The sequence below is a fragment of the Thermincola sp. GK-1 genome (assembly GCF_059412445.1).
On record NZ_JBSQAT010000029.1, the window covers coordinates 1 to 16,529 of the forward strand.

Below are 16,529 nucleotides of genomic sequence, written 5' to 3' on the forward strand. Positions count from 1 at the left end.
TTTTACTTCCGTACAACAGACGTGACCGGAGTAGTAAAGTTACCTGAGGGCGTAGAGATGGTAATGCCTGGGGACAATGTAAAGATGGACATTGAATTGATTACCCCGATTGCTATCGAAGAAGGACTCCGCTTTGCTATCCGGGAGGGTGGCCGTACAGTAGGAGCCGGTGTTGTATCAGCTATCAAAGAGTAAAAAATATTAAAGTTTGAACATGGGCTGTCTCAAACAGGGTTTGCTGACCAAAGTGGCTAGGGATTTTAATACCTAGCCACTTTTGCCTTCTGTTATAGTGGATAGGAAAAAGGATAGCCAATTTAAGGATGGCGTAATGGTGCTTTTTAGTTGAAACGTTAAAGAAGAGTATGGTAAAATATAATCAGCATACTGATAATCAGCACACTGAGTTTATACAGATAATGATGGGAGAGTTGGCATTGTTTGACATTGAGAATAGTCTTGGTTTCCTGCTGGCCAAGTCTCATAAAAAGGCCTTTAATGAATTTAAAACGAGGTTGGAGCCATATAATCTTACTCCACCGCAGTTTGCGGCTATGGCCTTTCTATGGAAAAAGGACGGCATCAACCAAATTCAATTGGGTGAATTGATGGATGCTGATAGGACTACTATTGGAGGTATTGTGGACCGTCTGGAAAGGATGGGCCTAATCGAAAGAGCAATAAATCCTGTTGATCGCAGGGCCAGTATATTGTTTGTAACCGATAAGGGACGGAGTATGCAAGAAAAGTTGGAGTTTATTGCCGCTGAGTTTAATAACTGGCTGGGCCGTAAGTTTTCAGAGGAAGAGCTTGTAGATCTGAAAGCAAAACTGAAAAAAATACGTTACATTTAAAGGAGGGATGAATGGCTGCAATTGTCTTATCAATTGCCTGGTATTTTCGAAATAAAAAGGAGGGGTTTAGACAATGAAATGTTCCAGATGCGGTGATATGATCCCGGAGGGTGAAAGTTACGATTTTTATGGTCAGACGCTTTGTGAGGATTGTTATATAGGAGCTATCGAGCCGCCGCGGTCCTGTGATGTGGCGGCGGTACATTCCGCCAAGAAAAGCCGGGCTATAGCCGGGCAAACTGGAACGGAAGGGTTAACAGAGTTGCAAAAGGACATATATAATTACGTAAGGCAGCAGGGTAAAGTTACCAAACCGGAACTGGCCAAAAAATTCAAACTGGCCGAATGGGAGCTTGATAAACAATTTGCTGTTTTAAGACACTGCGAATTGTTGAAGGGGAGAAAAGAAGGAGATAAAATTTACCTGGTTCCTTTTGACGCCGAATAGGAGGTGGTTAGATGCCTGTTGATACGTTGAAAAAACTGGAAGAAAACCAAAAGAAGATTGCAGGTATGCTTCCTGATTTAATGGCTAACTTTAAGAAGGTACATGATGCAGCCCTTGCAGAAGGTGCGCTTACCAGTAGGGAAAAAGTATTGATTGGACTTGGCATCGCTGTTTCCAAGCAGTGCAGCTATTGTATAAGTAAGTACCTGAAAAGCGCTATCGACATGAATATTGAACTGCAGGAGATTATTGAGGCATGCGGGGTAGCCATCTTGATGAACGGGGGTCCGGGCGCAGCCTATACTTCTTTTGTTCTGGATACCTATGCCGAGCTGAAAAAAGAAATTGGAAAGTAATGTTTAAAAAGGCCCTTGGCCTTTTTAAACATTTAGAGGGAAATTTTAAAAACCGGTTATAAAAATATGGAAATACAGTTAAAATAACCTTATGTAAACATTATACATAATATTACAAACGTTTTTACCATATGTACAGCTCCTAATTGAAAGTATTGACACGCCATTTGAATTATGATAAATTGTTAAGGTAACGGGCAAATTTAGGCCTTCAATTTTACTGCCTTGTTTTAAATAGTTTATTTTAATTTATTTTAATTTATTGGCTGATTGAACTGATATCAAGTTTATAAGCCGCAGTGTTTGGGAGGTGTATAAAATGAGAGTAGGTATTACCCTGGCTTGTACAACCTGTAAAAATAGAAACTACCAGACAAATAAAAACAAAAAGAACAATCCTGAAAGACTGGAAATCAAGAAATATTGTCCGACTTGTCAGACTCATACCGTGCATAAAGAAACCAAGTAATCAAACACGGGATTTTTGTTAAGGATGTGTGGGATAAATGGTGGAAGCCAAAAAAGTTCCGGATACCCCGGAGGATGTAAAAAACAAAAATAAAACAAAAAACAAAGTAGCCAAAAAACCTGCCAAGGAAGACAAGCCGGTAAAGGATGTTGCGAAAAAACCTGCGCCTAAAGGAGCTGCTGTTGTGGCTTCGGCCAATAAAGGCAGTTTTATTGCCAGGGCAAAAAAATTCTTGCGTGGCGCTTGGACTGAGTTGAAGAAGGTTAATTGGCTGGGCAGGAAGGAACTTGTTGCTTTTACCGGTGTGGTTTTAGTTTCCGTCTTCATTGTTGGATCGGCTATCTTTGTAGTTGACACTTTACTGAGCAAAGTTCTATCCCTTGTAATCAAATAACTCTCGAGGGGGTGAGGGGCCAGCTTTTTTGGGTCCCTTGTGTTATGGAAAAACAGTGGTACGTTATACATACGTATTCCGGCTATGAAAATAAAGTGAAGGCAAACCTGGAAAAACGAATAGAGTCTATGAATATGGGAGACAAGATCTTCCGGATTTTAGTTCCCATGGAAGACGAAGTTGAAATTAAAGACGGGAAAAAGAAGGTTGCCAAAAGAAAAGTTTTTCCGGGCTATGTACTCGTGGAAATGATTATGACGGACGATTCCTGGTATGTTGTGCGCAACACTTCCGGTGTTACGGGATTTGTTGGCAGTGGCTCCAAACCGATCCCCCTTCATGAGGCAGAAGTTAGGCATATTCTCAGGCAAATGGGTGTTGAAGAGCCCCGGGCAAAAATCGATTTTGAACTCGGCCAAAATGTACGGGTTACTTCGGGACCCTTTGAAAATTTCATTGGCAGCATTGAAGAGATCTATCCTGATAAAGGTAAAATAAAGGTTTTGGTTTCCATGTTCGGTCGGGAAACTCCCGTAGAACTGGAATACGGTCAGGTAGAGAGGTTATAAGTTGCTTGTAAGTGGGAGGGTGTCAACACCCGTCTTACCACATTGTATATAAGGAGGTGGATAACATGGCAAAGAAAGTAGTCGGAATGATTAAACTGCAAGTGCCCGCCGGAAAAGCCACACCAGCTCCCCCTGTAGGACCGGCATTGGGTCAGCACGGGGTAAATATCATGCAGTTTTGCAAGGAGTATAACGAAAGAACGGCCAATCAGGCAGGCTTAATTATTCCAGTTGAAATAACAGTTTACGAAGACAGGTCTTTCACTTTCGTTTGCAAAACCCCACCTGCCGCGGTACTTTTAAAGAAAGCTGCCGGCATTGAGACTGCATCTGGCGAACCAAACAAGAAGAAGGTTGCCAAATTAGGTCGTGACAAGATAAGGGAAATTGCAGAATTGAAAATGAAAGATCTTAACGCTGTAACCATTGAAGCGGCTATGCGCATGATTGAGGGCACAGCCCGCAGCATGGGAATTGAGATTGAAGGTTAATTATTCCACTGATTGCGGCTTGGCCGTAACTGATTCAAGTGGGAGGATTATTCCGTTATTACCACGAGGGAGGTTTGTATAATGCCGAAACACGGCAAGAAATATCAAGAAGCTGCTAAACTGATTGACAATACTAATTTGCTTGAGCCAAAGGAAGCTCTTGAATTAGTTAAAAAGACTGCTCCGGCAAAGTTTGATGAAACCGTAGAAGTTGCAGTGCGCCTGGGAGTAGACCCAAGGCATGCAGACCAGCAAATTCGCGGCGCTGTAGTTCTGCCCCATGGAACAGGGCGGACCGCTAAGGTGCTGGTGTTTGCTAAAGGTGAAAAACAAAAAGAAGCTGAAAACGCCGGTGCGGATTACGTAGGCGCCGAGGACATGGTTGAAAAAATTCAGGGCGGCTGGCTTGATTTCGATGTAGTAGTGGCTACCCCTGACATGATGGGGACAGTCGGTAAGTTAGGCCGCATCCTCGGTCCCAAGGGTTTAATGCCTAACCCCAAAACCGGTACCGTTACTTTTGAGGTTGAGAAGGCTGTTAAGGAAATTAAAGCCGGTAAAATTGAGTACCGGGTTGATAAAGCCGGTATTATTCATGCGCCAATTGGTAAGGTTTCTTTTTCCGTCGAAGCGCTTACCGATAACTTCAATACGTTATTGGATGCCCTTATCAGGGCCAAACCGGCGGCAGCAAAGGGTACTTATCTAAAGAGTATTACCGTTTCTTCAACTATGGGACCCGGTATAAAGGTAAACCCATTAAAAGTTACCAAATAATTTCTTGACCTGTATTCCACAAAAGAGTATAATGATTTTTGTACAAATTAATACCTTACAGGCTGTAGACAGTTGGTGCCATATGGCATAATGGACAATAGTCCGCCACCCGAGGCTTGGGAACAGTACAATCTACTTGTGCCTTCCAGCTTTCGGTGTGCCTGCCGAAAGCTTTTTATTTGTGCCTTGTAGTCTTTATTGCTTGCAGCCGTAGGTAGCTAAAGGAGGTGTATCTATGGCCAGACCTGAAAAAGAAGCCATTGTCAGCATGGTCAAAGAAAAACTGCAGAATTCTCAGGGAGCAGTGCTTACAGATTACCGCGGCCTTAATGTAGCGGAAATTACTGAGCTGCGTAACAAGCTCAGGGAAGCCAAAGTTGAATTCAAAGTCATTAAAAATACTTTGACCAAACGGGCAGCCGGCGAACTTGGCATTGAAGGGTTAGATCCATACTTGGAAGGGCCCACGGCTATTGCTTTCGGTATGGAAGACCCGGTAGCTCCGGCCAAAATTTTAGCGGACTTTGCCAAAACCCACAACCAATTAGAATTAAAGGTGGGCATCCTTGACGGCAAAGTAATCGATAAAGCAAAAATCAAGGAACTGGCAGAACTACCGTCCAAAGGAGAGCTTATTGCCAAAGTACTGGGCGGCATGAGTTCACCGTTGTATGGTTTTGCAGGTTCTTTGCAGGGAATATTGCGGAACTTTGTGTATGTACTTAATGCGGTTAAAGATAAAAAAGCTGCCGAAGCATAAAATGGCCGAAATAAAAGGGTTTGCAAATTAAACTATCAGATGAAATTAAATATTATTAAGATGAATATAAGGAGGAATAACCATGTCTAAAGTAAATGAGATTTTAGAAGCTGTAAAAGGCTTGACTGTTCTGGAATTAGCTGAATTGGTAAAGGCTTTTGAAGAGGAATTCGGTGTTACTGCTGCTGCTCCTGTAGCTGTGGCCGCAGCTGCCCCCGCTGCTACCGGTGGCGCCGCTGCTGCTGCTGAAGAGAAGACTGAATTTGATGTTATTCTGGCTTCTGCCGGTGACAAAAAGATCAACGTTATCAAGGTGGTCCGTGAAATTACCGGTCTTGGCCTGAAAGAAGCCAAAGAGCTGGTTGACGGCGCTCCCAAGCCCGTAAAAGAGAAGGTTGGCAAGGAAGAAGCCGAATCCATCAAGGCTAAGCTTGAAGAAGCAGGCGCCACTGTAGAACTTAAGTAAATTCAAAAATAAAAAAGGCACTCATTTTGAGTGCCTCAATTCATTATAGCTTTAACATGTTGACACCTGCAATGTGTGTAGGCCATAAGGATCTTTCCTTTGAGAAACCTTATGGCCTATGCCGTCACTATAGAGAGCTTAAATATGGTGATGTTAATTAAGGCACTCTTCTTGAGTGCCTTACTGGACGTATGGGAAAGTATAAATCAAATATTGGCTGTTCTTGACATTTGACACAAAATGTGTTACCATTATACAATGCTATCGTGTTCGGACGTAACCCCTTGCCATTATAAGGATTATGTCTGAAAGATGCATAATATGTCTGCTTTAAGGGAAGAATAGATTGATGCCTGAGGATTTATTTTACAATTCCCAAAATTAAATCAAAGAAAAGTAAAGCGAGGTTTTTCTTAAGCCTTGCTTTTAAATGTTTGAATTTATTTTTTTCAAGGGGTGAAGCTCTTAATGGTCTATCCGATAAAGGTGGGAAAACGGGAGAGATGGAGTTATGCCAGGATTAAAGAAGTTCTCGACATGCCGAACCTGATAGAAATTCAGCAGAACTCCTACGACTGGTTCCTAAAAGAGGGTTTGCGGGAAATGTTTTATGATATTTCCCCAATCCAGGATTTTACTGGCAATCTGATTTTGGAATTTGTCGATTATACTCTCGGCGAACCCAAATATTCAGTAGATGAATGTAAGGAACGGGACGTAACCTATGCAGCTCCGCTCAGGGTAAAAGTTCGCCTAATTAACAAGGAGACCGGGGAAGTAAAGGAACAGGAAGTATTCATGGGTGATTTTCCCCTGATGACAGAAAAGGGAACTTTTATTATTAACGGAGCGGAACGGGTTATCGTCAGCCAGTTAGTTCGTTCACCCGGCGTTTATTTTTCAGAACAGATTGATTCTACAGGTAAAAAACTCTACAATGCCACTATCATTCCTAACCGGGGAGCCTGGTTGGAACTTGAAACTGATGCCAATGACAATATTTTTGTGCGTATTGACCGGACCAGAAAGCTGCCTGTTACCGTATTAATCAGAGCTTTGGGCTATGGTAGCAACGGTAAAATTCTTGAGTTGTTCCAGGACGATGAAAGAATTAGGGCGACCCTGGAACGTGATAATACTGATTCTGAGGAAGAAGCTTTGGTTGAAATATATAAGAGGCTTCGTCCGGGCGAACCTCCCACTGTTGAAAGTGCGCGTTCACTCCTGGAGACTTTGTTCTTTGATCCGAAGAGATACGACCTGGCTAATGTGGGTAGGTATAAATTAAATAAAAAACTGAAATTGGATGTACCACCTGAGGTACGGAATCTAACCAAAGAAGATATCGTTGCTACTGTGGCCTATACCCTGAAATTGATGGATGGGGAAGGTAAAGTGGATGATATCGACCATTTAGGCAACAGGCGCTTGCGGTCTGTCGGGGAATTGCTACAGAACCAGTTCCGCATAGGGTTATCCAGGATGGAACGGGTTGTGCGTGAAAGAATGACCATTCAGGACGTAGATGTCATTACACCCCAGGTATTAATTAATATCAGACCCGTGGTGGCGGCCATCAAGGAATTCTTTGGCAGCAGCCAGCTATCACAGTTTATGGACCAGACCAACCCCTTGGCTGAATTAACGCATAAGAGAAGGCTTAGTGCCTTAGGACCCGGCGGTTTGAGCAGGGAACGGGCAGGCTTCGAAGTTCGTGATGTTCACCACTCCCACTATGGACGTATGTGCCCGATAGAAACGCCGGAAGGTCCCAACATTGGTTTGATAGGATCTCTCAGTACATATGCGCGGATTAACGAATTCGGTTTTATAGAGACTCCATATCGCAAGGTTGACAAGGAAAAGGGCATAGTTACCAATGAAATAGAGTACTTAACGGCAGATGAAGAAGATAATTTCGTGATTGCCCAGGCCAACGCTCCTCTGGACGAAGAAGGAAGGTTTCTGACCGATAAGGTTAATGCCAGACATGGCCATGAGATACTGAAGGTTCCCGTTGACCGCGTTGATTATATGGATGTTTCTCCTAAACAAGTTGTCAGTATCGCTACTGCGTTGATACCATTTCTCGAAAATGACGATGCCAACAGGGCATTGATGGGCTCAAACATGCAGCGGCAGGCTGTTCCGTTGCTACGGACTGACGCTCCTTTGGTTGGAACGGGTATGGAATATAAGGCCGCCACCGATTCCGGTGTTGTTGTCCTTGCGAAAAGAAGTGGCGTAGTAACTAAAGTCACTGCCAACGAGATTAGAATAAAAACCGATGATGGAAACGAAGATGTTTACAAATTATTGAAGTTTACCAGGTCTAACCAGGGGACTTGCATGAACCAAAAACCGATTGTGGTAAAAGGCGCTAGGGTTGAAGCAGGTGAAGTTATTGCGGACGGACCTTCTACGGACCTGGGAGAACTGGCTCTCGGCCGTAACGTATTGGTTGCTTTTATGCCCTGGGAAGGTTACAACTACGAAGACGCTATATTAGTCAGTAAAAAACTTGTCAAAGAAGATTATTTCACCTCTATTCACATAGAAGAATATGAATGTGATGCCCGTGATACCAAATTGGGTCCCGAAGAAATTACCAGAGATATACCCAACGTGGGCGAAGAAGTGCTGAAAGACCTTGACGACAGGGGCATCATCAGAATAGGTGCGGAAGTAAGGCCAGGCGACATTCTTGTCGGTAAAGTTACTCCCAAGGGAGAGACGGAGCTTACTGCCGAAGAACGCTTGTTAAGGGCAATTTTTGGTGAAAAAGCAAGGGAAGTTCGCGATACTTCCCTCCGGGTACCGCATGGCGAATCCGGCAAGGTTGTTGACGTTAAAGTATTTTCCAGGGAAAACGGCGATGAATTAGCCCCCGGTGTTAACCAACTGGTGCGGGTTTATATTGCCCAGAAAAGGAAGATATCCGAGGGTGATAAAATGGCAGGTCGTCACGGTAACAAGGGTGTTATCGCCCGTATTTTACCGGAAGAGGATATGCCGTTTATGCCTGACGGAACTCCGATTGAAATAGTGCTTAATCCACTGGGTGTTCCTTCGCGGATGAACTTGGGTCAGGTTTTGGAGACTCATTTGGGTTGGGCTGCCAAGACTATGGGTATTTATATGGCAACACCTGTTTTTGACGGGGCAACAGAAGAGGATGTATTTGAAACACTGCAAAAAGCCGGTCTGCCTACTACCGGAAAGACTATACTCTACGATGGACGAACGGGAGAGCCCTTTGATAACCCCATAACTGTCGGATATGTTTATATGCTGAAATTGGCCCACCTAGTAGACGATAAAATTCACGCCAGATCAACAGGTCCCTATTCCCTGGTTACCCAGCAACCGCTGGGTGGTAAAGCGCAATTTGGTGGGCAAAGGTTCGGGGAGATGGAGGTCTGGGCCCTCGAAGCGTACGGTGCTGCCTACACTTTGCAGGAGATTCTCACCGTTAAATCCGACGATGTGGTTGGCCGGGTTAAGACATACGAAGCTATCGTAAAAGGCGAAAATGTACCTGAACCCGGTGTTCCTGAGTCCTTCAAAGTATTAATTAAAGAATTGCAGAGTTTGGGCTTGGATGTGAAGGTTCTTTCCGAAGAAGATGAAGAAATTGAAATAAAAGAAGTTGAGGATGACGTTAGCGAAACGGCCAAGGAACTGGGCCTGGATATTGAACATCCCGATGACGGGCCGCAGGATGAACCTGAAGAAGAGGAAGAGGAAGAAGACACGCTGGATGACGATTTTGATGCCAGTTTCATGGATGACGATTTCGATTTTATAGAGGAAGACTAGTCAACTTACCAGGCGTAATCAAGTTAGTATTACGAGAATACTTTGAAGGGAGAGAGGCCCTTGTTAGATGTAAACAATTTTGACCGGATGCGGATTGGTTTAGCTTCTCCGGAACAAATCAGGGCGTGGTCCAGCGGGGAAGTTAAAAAACCTGAAACCATAAATTACCGCACTTTGAAGCCTGAAAGGGACGGGCTTTTCTGTGAACGGATTTTTGGTCCCACCAGGGACTGGGAATGCCACTGCGGAAAATATAAAAGGGTGCGGTACAAAGGCATTATTTGTGACCGTTGTGGTGTAGAGGTAACCAGGAGCAAGGTCCGCCGGGAAAGATTGGGCCACATCGAGTTGGCAGCGCCGGTTTCCCATATCTGGTATTTTAAAGGTATTCCCAGCAGAATGGGTTTGTTATTGGATATGTCGCCCCGTTCACTGGAAAAGGTTCTATACTTTGTTTCTTACATAGTAATAGACCCGGGTGATACTCCGTTAATGAAAAAGCAGCTTTTGACGGAGAATGAGTACCGGGAATACAGGGAAAAGTACGGTAATTCTTTTAAAGCAGGTATGGGAGCGGAAGCTATCAAAAAGCTGCTCGAAGAAATTGACCTGGATGCTCTCGCCAAGGAACTGCGACAGGAACTACGTGAGGTAACGGGGCAGAGAAGGGTCAGAGCTATCCGTAGGCTGGAAGTTGTGGAAGCTTTTAGAAAGTCGGGGAACCGCCCCGAATGGATGATTTTGACGGTAATTCCGGTAATCCCGCCGGAATTAAGACCAATGGTCCAACTGGATGGTGGGCGTTTCGCAACTTCCGATTTAAACGATTTATACAGGAGAGTTATTAATAGAAACAACCGGTTAAAGAGGTTGCTTGATTTAGGAGCTCCCGATATTATAGTCAGAAACGAAAAGAGGATGCTCCAGGAGGCTGTTGATGCCCTGATTGATAATGGCCGGCGCGGACGCCCTGTTACCGGACCGGGCAACCGTCCGTTAAAATCACTGAGTGATATGCTCAAGGGGAAACAGGGGCGTTTCCGCCAGAACTTGCTGGGTAAGCGGGTTGACTACTCGGGTCGTTCTGTAATCGTGGTAGGACCGGAATTGCAGTTGCATCAGTGTGGTCTCCCCAAAGAGATGGCCCTGGAATTGTTTAAACCCTTTGTAATGAAGAAACTGGTCAATGATGGCCACGCTCATAATATAAAAAGCGCTAAGAGAATGGTGGAGAGGGTGCGCCCGGAAGTATGGGACGTACTGGAAGAAGTTATTAAGGAACATCCTGTGCTGTTAAACAGGGCGCCGACGCTTCACCGGCTTGGTATCCAGGCTTTTGAGCCGGTATTGGTAGAAGGACGTGCCATCCAGATCCACCCGATGGTATGTACAGCTTATAACGCAGACTTTGACGGTGACCAGATGGCGGTGCACGTACCATTGTCTGCCGAGGCGCAGGCTGAAGCGCGTTTGTTGATGCTATCGGCCCATAACATCCTGAATCCAAAGGATGGCCGACCGGTAGCGATACCGACTCAGGACATGGTACTTGGTTGTTACTATCTGACCCTGGAGAAGGATGGAGCAAAAGGGGAAGGTAAAGTCTTCAAGGATGTTAACGAAGCCATTATGGCCTATGAGACCGGTTCCGTTGACCTACATGCCAAGGTGAAAATCAGAATTGGCGGCCAACTTGTAGATACTACTGTCGGTCGGGCTATCTTTAACGAGGTAATACCTGAAGAACTCAGGTTTATTAACGAAGTTGCCAACAAAAAAGTTCTTGGCAATATCGTAGCCAAGGCATACCGCGAACTGGGATATTCAGCAACGGCCAAGATGCTTGACGGTATAAAGAGAACCGGCTACAAATTTGCAACTCGGGCCGGAGTAACGATTGGTATTGAAGATATAACCATTCCTGCAGAAAAGAAAGAGATTTTGGCTAATGCGGAAAAAAATGTAGAGCTGGTAGAACAGCAGTACAGGCGGGGTTTGATTACCGAAGAAGAAAGATACCAGAAGGTTATCGGTATCTGGAACGAAGCTACGGACAAAGTGACCGGCGCCCTGTTGAAGACGTTGGATAAATTTAACCCTGTATATATGATGGCTACATCCGGTGCCCGGGGTAATATCCAGCAGATTCGTCAGTTGGCTGGTATGCGGGGTTTGATGGCCGATCCGTCCGGTAGGATTATAGACCTGCCGATTAAAGCGAATTTCCGTGAGGGTTTAACGGTATTGGAATACTTTATCTCCACCCACGGTGCCAGGAAAGGTCTTGCTGATACGGCGTTAAGGACAGCAGACTCCGGCTATCTAACCAGGCGTCTCGTTGACGTAGCTCAGGATGTTATTGTAAGGGAAGAAGACTGTGGCACCACAAACGGAATTGTAGTAGAAGAAATCAAGGATGGCTCTGAAACCATAGAAAACCTGGCAGACCGGATTATTGGCCGGGTAGCCGGTGAAGATATCTTACATCCCGAAACGGGAGAAGTACTGGTACGTTATAACGAAGAAATCAATGAAAAAATCGCAGAAGCTATCATTAATGCCGGTGTCAAGAAAGTAAAGATAAGGTCTGTTTTGACCTGTAAAACCCGTTATGGTGTATGCAAAAAATGCTATGGCAGAAACCTTGCTACGGGACGTCAGGTAGATATAGGTGAGGCGGTAGGCATTATTGCTGCCCAGTCCATCGGTGAGCCGGGGACCCAGCTGACAATGAGAACCTTCCATACAGGAGGTGTGGCAGGTGACGATATTACGCAGGGTCTGCCAAGGGTTGAGGAACTTTTTGAGGCCCGGAAACCCAAAGGCCAGGCTATAATTACGGAAATCAGCGGTACTGTAGCCATTCAGGAGGTTAAAGGCCGTAGGGAAATCGAAGTTACCAACGCAGATGGGGAAAAACAGTTATATCAGATTCCTTATGGCGCCAGAGTCAGGGTCAAAGACGGAGATTATGTGGAAGCAGGGGATGAACTTACGGAAGGTTCCGTTAACCCGCACGATATGCTGAAAATAAAAGGTCTAAAGGGAGTTCAACTGTATCTGGTACATGAGGTACAAAGAGTATACCGCCTGCAGGGAGTTGACATTAATGACAAACACATTGAAGTTATGGTTCGCCAAATGCTGCGCAAGGTGAAAGTAGAAGACCCTGGCGATACAGACCTTCTGCCCGGTGGTTTGATAGATGTCTTCGATTTCGAAGAAGAGAACGCGAAAATTATTGCCAACGGCGGACAGCCGGCAACGGCGAGACCGGTGTTGTTAGGGATTACAAAAGCTTCACTGGCTACAGATTCGTTCCTGTCTGCCGCTTCCTTCCAGGAAACGACAAGGGTATTAACAGAAGCAGCTATTAAAGGTAAACTGGATCCGCTCCTTGGGCTGAAAGAGAACGTAATTATTGGAAAGTTGGTACCGGCGGGAACTGGGATGTCAAGATACAGAAATATAATAGTGGAACCAAACGAAAAAGAAGAAGATTTGAAAAATCTTGACAGCGCTCAGTAATAATGATAATATAAAAAAGTGTCTGGATTCCAAGGAGGTTGATTTCATGCCCATCAGCGGTTTGGAGAGCGCCAAGTCTAAAACCGTTGGCACTAAACAAACTCTGAAAGCCCTTAATAAGGGCCTGGCAAAAAAGGTGTTTGTTGCCTCTGATGCAGACCAGCATGTAATAAAACCGGTACTTCAACTTTGCCAGGAAAAAGGAGTTGAAGTTGTTACCGTTGATTCCATGAAAGCCCTGGGCAAAGCCTGCCACATTGATGTGGGATGTGCAGTGTGTGCTATAACTGAAGAGTGATACTGGGGATTGTTTACAAAATAATGTTTTGTACTTTGCCCCTTGCGCCGGTAAGGGGCAAAGTTATTGTATTTTTTGATTTTTAAGGAAGGAGGTGTATATATGCCTACGATTAGTCAGCTCGTTCGTAAAAGCAGGCAAATGGTTGAAAAGAAATCCACTGCACCTGCCCTTAAAGAATGCCCTCAGAAAAGAGGGGTATGCACAAGGGTTTATACTACTACACCCAAAAAGCCCAATTCTGCCCTCCGCAAAGTTGCCAGGGTAAGATTGACAAATGGTATTGAAGTAACCGCATATATCCCGGGCATTGGTCATAACTTACAGGAACACTCGGTAGTGTTGGTAAGGGGTGGCCGGGTTAAAGACCTTCCCGGTGTAAGATATCATATTGTTCGCGGCGCATTGGATACCGCCGGTGTCCAAAACAGAAACCAGGGACGTTCCAAATACGGCGCCAAGAGACCGAAAGCCAAATAATTTAATCTAAAAGCGAAAATCCTGCAAAGGGGGGGAAGTTATTGCCCAGAAGAGGTTCTGTTCCTAAGCGCGAAGTACTGCCTGATCCGATATACGGCAGCAAAGTGGTAACCAAATTGATTAATCAAATTATGCTCGATGGCAAGAAAAGTATTGCAGAGTCTATCTGTTATAATGCCTTTGACATTGTCAAAGAGAAAACCGGTAAGGATCCTCTAGAAGTATTTGAGCAGGCTTTAAAAAACATTATGCCGGTATTGGAAGTAAAGGCTCGCCGGGTCGGTGGCGCCAACTATCAGGTTCCGGTGGAAGTGCGCCCTGAACGCAGGCAAACATTAGCATTGCGTTGGCTTGTGAACTATGCCCGTACTCGCGGCGAAAAAACCATGGATGAAAGATTAGCTGCTGAAATTATGGATGCTGCTAATAACACAGGTGGAGCTGTGAAGAAGAAAGAAGATACCCACAAGATGGCCGAGGCCAATAAGGCGTTTGCGCATTATCGCTGGTAGTTATACCTGTGGTTCTTGTGAACTTCACCTCATGACAGAAAGGGGGAAAAATACTTGGCTAGACAGTTTGCTCTAGAGAAAACTCGTAATATCGGTATTATGGCCCATATCGATGCAGGTAAAACAACAACCACTGAACGGATTTTGTTCTACACCGGTCGTGTGCATAAAATAGGTGAAGTACATGATGGAGCTGCCACCATGGACTGGATGGTTCAGGAACAGGAGCGCGGAATTACAATAACGTCGGCTGCTACTACCTGCCAATGGAGAGGTCACCGTATTAACATAATAGATACACCAGGGCACGTGGACTTTACTGTAGAGGTGGAAAGGTCTCTCCGGGTGCTGGACGGAGCCGTGGCGGTCTTTTGTTCAGTAGGCGGAGTGGAACCGCAGTCCGAAACTGTATGGCGTCAGGCTGACAAATATGGGGTTCCAAGAATAGCCTTTATCAACAAAATGGACAGGGTAGGCGCAGACTTTTTCCGCGGCCTGAATATGATCAGGGAACGCTTAGGGGCTAACCCCGTAGCGCTACAAATACCCATTGGCAGTGAAGACCAGTTCAAAGGTGTGGTTGACCTGGTCGAAAACCAGGCGATTATATATACCGATGATTTGGGAACCCAAAGTGATAAAACGGATATTCCTGAAGACTTGAAAGAAATTGCGGCGGAATATCGTGAAAAACTTATTGAGGCAGTTGCCGAAACCGATGAAGAATTAATGATGAAGTATTTAGAAGGCGAAGAGCTAACGGTAGAAGAAATAAAAAAGGGTATCCGCAAAGGGTGTATTGCAGTAAAACTCATTCCTGTTCTTTGTGGATCCGCATTTAAAAATAAGGGAGTGCAGCCTCTGCTGGATGCGGTTGTAGATTATCTGCCTTCGCCGTTGGATATACCTGCTATCAAAGGGACCAATCCTGAAACCGGTGAAGAGGATAAGAGAGTTGCCAGCGACGATGAGCCTTTCTCTGCGTTGGCCTTTAAGATTATGGCTGACCCCTACGTTGGCAAACTGGCGTTCTTCAGGGTATATTCAGGAGTCCTGCAGTCCGGTTCCTACGTATTCAACTCAACCAAAGGCAAAAAGGAAAGGATCGGACGGATTCTACAAATGCACGCAAATCACCGGGAAGAAATTTCAGAAGTTTGCACCGGAGATATTGCGGCGGCAGTTGGTTTAAAAGATACCAGCACCGGCGACACCCTTTGTGATGAAAAGGCGCCGATAATTTTGGAATCCATGCAGTTCCCTGAACCTGTTATTGCCGTGGCTATTGAGCCGAAAACAAAAGCTGACCAGGAGAAAATGGGTCTGGCTCTGTCCAGGCTAGCGGAAGAGGACCCGACTTTCAGAACATACACTGATCCTGAAACCGGACAAACAATTATCCAGGGTATGGGCGAGCTGCACCTGGAGATCATTGTTGACCGGATGCTCAGGGAATTTAAAGTGGAGGCCAATGTCGGCCGACCCCAGGTTGCGTACAAAGAAACTATCAGAAGCAGTGTTAAAGCGGAAGGTAAATTTATCCGCCAGTCCGGTGGACGTGGCCAGTACGGACACGTTTGGGTTGAGTTTGAACCGCTTGAGCCCGGTCAGGGATTTGAATTTGTCAATAAGATCGTCGGTGGTGTTGTCCCCAAGGAATACATCGCCCCTGTTGAGGCCGGTATTAGAGAAGCTATGGAAAATGGTATTCTGGCTGGATACCCAGCCATTGATATCAGGGCAACTCTGTACGACGGTTCATACCACGATGTAGACTCGTCGGAAATGGCATTTAAAATTGCCGGTTCTCTGGCCTTCAAAAACGGCGCCGTTAAAGCCAACCCGGTACTTCTGGAGCCGATTATGAAGGTTGAAGTCGTGGTACCCGAAGAATACATGGGTGACGTTATGGGCGACATTAACTCCCGCCGTGGTCGTATCGAAGGAATGGAGCCCAGGGGTAATTCACAAACCATCAGAGGGTTTGTACCTTTGGCAGAAATGTTTGGTTACGCAACAGACCTTCGTTCCAGAACGCAGGGTAGAGGAACCTATACTATGCAGTTCAGTCACTATGAAGAAGTGCCGAAAAACATTGCCGATGGGATTATAGCCAAGCGGCAGGGCTCATAAAAAGTGGCCTGAGACCGTTCAAAAGGAAACAACCACTATTAATATATTGCTTTTACAGGTAAAGAGAACTTTAAATTTAAATGAATACCAATTCGATTTCAAGGAGGAATAAGAGAATGGCAAAAGCAAAGTTTGAACGTACGAAACCCCACGTAAACGTTGGTACCATAGGTCA

17 protein-coding genes and 1 other annotated feature are annotated in these 16,529 nt (G+C 45.2%); all 17 genes read left to right on the plus strand.

Annotated features, from left to right (window positions below):
• The coding region (locus tag ACSNJE_RS15385) for an EF-Tu C-terminal domain-related protein (RefSeq protein WP_495252815.1) at nt 1-195 on the plus strand (195 nt) is incomplete at its 5' end.
• Between the two features lie 242 nt (nt 196-437).
• On the plus strand, nt 438-854 hold the full coding sequence (locus ACSNJE_RS15390) for a MarR family winged helix-turn-helix transcriptional regulator (RefSeq protein ID WP_242843572.1): 417 nt from the start codon (nt 438-440) through the stop codon (nt 852-854).
• Nucleotides 855-927: 73 nt separating this feature from the next.
• Nucleotides 928-1,302, plus strand: a complete 375-nt coding sequence (locus ACSNJE_RS15395; RefSeq protein WP_013119191.1) for a hypothetical protein — start codon at nt 928-930, stop codon at nt 1,300-1,302.
• A gap of 11 nt (nt 1,303-1,313) precedes the next feature.
• Nucleotides 1,314-1,658 carry a carboxymuconolactone decarboxylase family protein gene (locus ACSNJE_RS15400; RefSeq protein WP_495253034.1) on the plus strand — a complete coding sequence of 115 codons (345 nt, stop codon included), beginning with the start codon at nt 1,314-1,316 and terminating at the stop codon, nt 1,656-1,658.
• A 319-nt stretch (nt 1,659-1,977) separates the two neighbouring features.
• The gene (gene rpmG / locus ACSNJE_RS15405; protein ID WP_013119193.1) at nt 1,978-2,127 is read left to right on the plus strand and encodes a 50S ribosomal protein L33; all 150 of its coding nucleotides are present in this window, start codon (nt 1,978-1,980) and stop codon (nt 2,125-2,127) included.
• A gap of 37 nt (nt 2,128-2,164) precedes the next feature.
• Nucleotides 2,165-2,521, plus strand: a complete 357-nt coding sequence (gene secE / locus ACSNJE_RS15410; protein WP_013119194.1) for a preprotein translocase subunit SecE — start codon at nt 2,165-2,167, stop codon at nt 2,519-2,521.
• 44 nt (nt 2,522-2,565) lie between these two features.
• Nucleotides 2,566-3,090 carry a transcription termination/antitermination protein NusG gene (gene nusG, locus ACSNJE_RS15415; RefSeq protein ID WP_013119195.1) on the plus strand — a complete coding sequence of 175 codons (525 nt, stop codon included), beginning with the start codon at nt 2,566-2,568 and terminating at the stop codon, nt 3,088-3,090.
• A 65-nt stretch (nt 3,091-3,155) separates the two neighbouring features.
• Nucleotides 3,156-3,581, plus strand: coding sequence for a 50S ribosomal protein L11 (rplK, locus tag ACSNJE_RS15420; RefSeq protein WP_013119196.1), 426 nt, complete (start codon nt 3,156-3,158; stop codon nt 3,579-3,581).
• A gap of 81 nt (nt 3,582-3,662) precedes the next feature.
• Nucleotides 3,663-4,358 carry a 50S ribosomal protein L1 gene (gene rplA, locus ACSNJE_RS15425; protein ID WP_013119197.1) on the plus strand — a complete coding sequence of 232 codons (696 nt, stop codon included), beginning with the start codon at nt 3,663-3,665 and terminating at the stop codon, nt 4,356-4,358.
• Nucleotides 4,359-4,402: 44 nt separating this feature from the next.
• Nucleotides 4,403-4,545: a sequence feature (ribosomal protein L10 leader region), on the plus strand.
• Between the two features lie 48 nt (nt 4,546-4,593).
• Entirely contained in the window at nt 4,594-5,118 is a 525-nt protein-coding gene (gene rplJ / locus ACSNJE_RS15430) for a 50S ribosomal protein L10 (protein ID WP_495253035.1), read from the plus strand.
• 82 nt (nt 5,119-5,200) lie between these two features.
• Entirely contained in the window at nt 5,201-5,584 is a 384-nt protein-coding gene (rplL, locus tag ACSNJE_RS15435) for a 50S ribosomal protein L7/L12 (RefSeq protein WP_052218138.1), read from the plus strand.
• 468 nt (nt 5,585-6,052) lie between these two features.
• Nucleotides 6,053-9,403: a DNA-directed RNA polymerase subunit beta gene (rpoB, locus tag ACSNJE_RS15440; protein ID WP_052218137.1), complete on the plus strand. Its 3,351-nt coding sequence runs from the start codon at nt 6,053-6,055 to the stop codon at nt 9,401-9,403.
• Between the two features lie 60 nt (nt 9,404-9,463).
• Nucleotides 9,464-12,931: a DNA-directed RNA polymerase subunit beta' gene (gene rpoC / locus ACSNJE_RS15445; protein ID WP_052218136.1), complete on the plus strand. Its 3,468-nt coding sequence runs from the start codon at nt 9,464-9,466 to the stop codon at nt 12,929-12,931.
• A 46-nt stretch (nt 12,932-12,977) separates the two neighbouring features.
• Nucleotides 12,978-13,229 (plus strand): L7Ae/L30e/S12e/Gadd45 family ribosomal protein, encoded by a 252-nt coding sequence (locus ACSNJE_RS15450; protein ID WP_013119202.1) that lies wholly within the window; start codon nt 12,978-12,980, stop codon nt 13,227-13,229.
• A gap of 102 nt (nt 13,230-13,331) precedes the next feature.
• Nucleotides 13,332-13,709: a 30S ribosomal protein S12 gene (rpsL, locus tag ACSNJE_RS15455; protein ID WP_013119203.1), complete on the plus strand. Its 378-nt coding sequence runs from the start codon at nt 13,332-13,334 to the stop codon at nt 13,707-13,709.
• A 41-nt stretch (nt 13,710-13,750) separates the two neighbouring features.
• Nucleotides 13,751-14,221, plus strand: coding sequence for a 30S ribosomal protein S7 (gene rpsG, locus ACSNJE_RS15460; RefSeq protein ID WP_013119204.1), 471 nt, complete (start codon nt 13,751-13,753; stop codon nt 14,219-14,221).
• A gap of 54 nt (nt 14,222-14,275) precedes the next feature.
• On the plus strand, nt 14,276-16,354 hold the full coding sequence (gene fusA / locus ACSNJE_RS15465; protein ID WP_495253036.1) for an elongation factor G: 2,079 nt from the start codon (nt 14,276-14,278) through the stop codon (nt 16,352-16,354).
• Nucleotides 16,355-16,529 lie beyond the last annotated feature (175 nt).

Coding starts and splice junctions, on each gene's coding strand:
- secE (WP_013119194.1), top strand. CDS start 2,165: ATGGTGGAAGCCAAAAAAGTTCCGGATACCCCGGAGGATGTAAAAAAC.
- rplJ (WP_495253035.1), top strand. CDS start 4,594: ATGGCCAGACCTGAAAAAGAAGCCATTGTCAGCATGGTCAAAGAAAAA.
- ACSNJE_RS15450 (WP_013119202.1), top strand. CDS start 12,978: ATGCCCATCAGCGGTTTGGAGAGCGCCAAGTCTAAAACCGTTGGCACT.
- rpoB (WP_052218137.1), top strand. CDS start 6,053: ATGGTCTATCCGATAAAGGTGGGAAAACGGGAGAGATGGAGTTATGCC.
- rplL (WP_052218138.1), top strand. CDS start 5,201: ATGTCTAAAGTAAATGAGATTTTAGAAGCTGTAAAAGGCTTGACTGTT.
- ACSNJE_RS15395 (WP_013119191.1), top strand. CDS start 928: ATGAAATGTTCCAGATGCGGTGATATGATCCCGGAGGGTGAAAGTTAC.
- rpsL (WP_013119203.1), top strand. CDS start 13,332: ATGCCTACGATTAGTCAGCTCGTTCGTAAAAGCAGGCAAATGGTTGAA.
- rpmG (WP_013119193.1), top strand. CDS start 1,978: ATGAGAGTAGGTATTACCCTGGCTTGTACAACCTGTAAAAATAGAAAC.
- ACSNJE_RS15400 (WP_495253034.1), top strand. CDS start 1,314: ATGCCTGTTGATACGTTGAAAAAACTGGAAGAAAACCAAAAGAAGATT.
- rplA (WP_013119197.1), top strand. CDS start 3,663: ATGCCGAAACACGGCAAGAAATATCAAGAAGCTGCTAAACTGATTGAC.
- rplK (WP_013119196.1), top strand. CDS start 3,156: ATGGCAAAGAAAGTAGTCGGAATGATTAAACTGCAAGTGCCCGCCGGA.
- nusG (WP_013119195.1), top strand. CDS start 2,566: ATGGAAAAACAGTGGTACGTTATACATACGTATTCCGGCTATGAAAAT.